Annotated in this window: 2 protein-coding genes; both read left to right on the top strand. The window is 36.8% G+C overall.

What is annotated here, in order from left to right; translation table 11 throughout:
• A partial coding sequence (locus GSY74_RS03660; protein WP_164663752.1) for a multiheme c-type cytochrome occupies positions 1-2,021 on the top strand: 2,021 nt, incomplete at its 5' end.
• The coding region (locus GSY74_RS11015) for a DUF302 domain-containing protein (protein WP_164663753.1) at positions 2,021-2,331 on the top strand (311 nt) is incomplete at its 3' end. The genes GSY74_RS03660 and GSY74_RS11015, both read left to right, overlap by 1 nt.

Consider the following 2,331-nt stretch of genomic DNA (forward strand, 5'->3'; position numbering starts at 1 on the left):
TATGGAGTTTTGGCGGTAAAAATGGTTACAACCACGATATAGGAAACTACAAAACTAAAAATCCTGATGACCCACATAAAAGACTTGGTACAGAATCATATAGAACATATATGGAAAAACTTTCATTAATGGAACCTCAAGCTTTTCCAAAAGAGATGACCGAGTTACCTCGTGCTCCTACTGCTGATGAAGTTCAAAAAGACCCATCTTTAGCTGTTTACACATACCTTCGTCAAGAGTGTCTTCGTTGTCATACTGGTTCTAAAGGTCGTCAAAAAAGAGGTGACTATAGAGGCATTGGTTGTTCATCTTGTCATATTCCTTACTCAAATGAGGGTTATTATGAGGGTGGCGATAAATCTATAAATAAAAAAGAGAGAGGACATCTCTTGGTTCACTCTATGCAATCATCTCGTGATGCTAAAGTAAAGGTTCACGATGTTGAGTACTCTGGGATTCCAGTTGAGACCTGTTCAACTTGTCATAATCGTGGAAAGAGAATCGGAGTTTCCTATCAAGGCTTAATGGAAAAAGCTTATGATTCTCCTTATGATCACGAGGGTAATGCACAGCCTCTACTTCATACAAAACGATATATGCATATGCAAGAAGATATACATTTTCAAAAAGGTATGTTGTGTCAAGATTGTCACACTTCAAATGATATGCATGGAGATGGATTCTTAGGTGGAGCAAATGCTGCTGCTGTTGAGGTTGAGTGCCAAGATTGTCATGGAACAACTAAGAAATACCCTTGGGAATTGCCACTAGGTTATAGTGATGAGTTCAATACAACTGCCGCTACTGGTGAGGGAAGAGGAACAACAAAAACTATGGCTGAGTACCTTAAAATGGGTAGCGTAAATGAGCCTCGTGATGGTTATCTTTTAACGGCAAGAGGCAATCCTCTCATCCATGCGGTAAAAGATGGTGATGAAATCATGATGCATTTAGCGAGTGGAAAAGATGTGAAACTCATACCTCTTAAAAAGTTAAAAGAGACAGAAAAACTCTCAAAAGAGGGTCTTCTTGCAATGGATTCCATATCTTCTCATACTGAAAATATGGAGTGTTATACTTGTCATGCGACTTGGGCACCGCAATGTTATGGTTGTCATGTAAAGATAGACTACTCAAAAGGTAAGCAGAATCCAGACTACTTAAAAGCATCTCATGATCATGATATTCACGGTAAAACTGGTGGGATGAAAGATATGAGAAAGTATCTAGTAGATGGGGCAGTAACAGAGAGTAGAAGTTTTATGAGATGGGAAGACCCACCATTGGCTCAAAATGGTGAGGGTAGAATCTCTCCAACTATTCCGGGGTGTCAAACAACTATTACGGTAATTGGTAAGGATGGAAAAGCTTTACTTCAAAATCATATATACAAGATTCCAAATGTAGAGGGTGCAGGAGAAGAGGGACAAAATGCCATAGATATGGCACCTCTTAATCCTCATACAATCTCTAAACACTCTAGAAGTTGTGAGTCTTGTCATAGTATGCCAAAAGCTTTAGGTCATGGAATCAGTGGTTCAAGAACTACAAAAGACCCATCAAAAACAACTATAACAGACATTATGACTGCAAGTGGGAAAGTTCTTCCTACTATAGTTGATGAACAGATGCCTGCAATTGCAAATCTGCATAGTGATTACTCAAGATTTTTAGATGAAAATGGAACTCAGCTTATGACCGTAGGACATCACTTTAAACTTTCACAACCTCTAAGTAAGGCTCAAAGAGATAAGCTTGACCGTCGTGGAGTTTGTCTCTCTTGTCATATAGATATACCAGAGGGTAATTTGGCAGTAAGTGCTATAACGCATATTGCAGAGATGGCAGAGATAGAGATTGACAACAAACAACACTCTGACATATTAAATAAACTCTTAAATCTTGGAGCTTGGATACAAGTTCTCGGTGGACTTTTTATAGGTCTCCTAATTATGTTTATAATTTATAGAGTTTTTTTAAAAAAAGAAGCGATAAATCCAAGAAATGAAGGATGGAAATAGTGAGAAAATTTTTACTTATTTTAGCACTAGGGCTTTCTCTAGCAGCTAATGATATTACTATTAAAGATTCTAATTATAGTGTTAATAAAACAATTGATAATATTAAAACTATAGTTAAAAAGAAAGGTCTTGGAGTATTTGCAATAATTAACCATAAAGGTAATGCAAAAGCTGTTGGAATGAATATGAGAGAGTCTAAAGTTATTGTATTTGGAAATCCAAAACTTGGTACTGCACTTATGAAAGAAAATATATTGTCTGCATTGGATTTGCCAATAAAGGTTCTAGTTTATGAAGATGTAGATGGTAA

It is taken from the genome of Sulfurovum sp. bin170 (genome assembly GCF_010892395.1).
In the GTDB taxonomy this organism is placed as follows: Bacteria; Campylobacterota; Campylobacteria; order Campylobacterales; family Sulfurovaceae; genus UBA1140.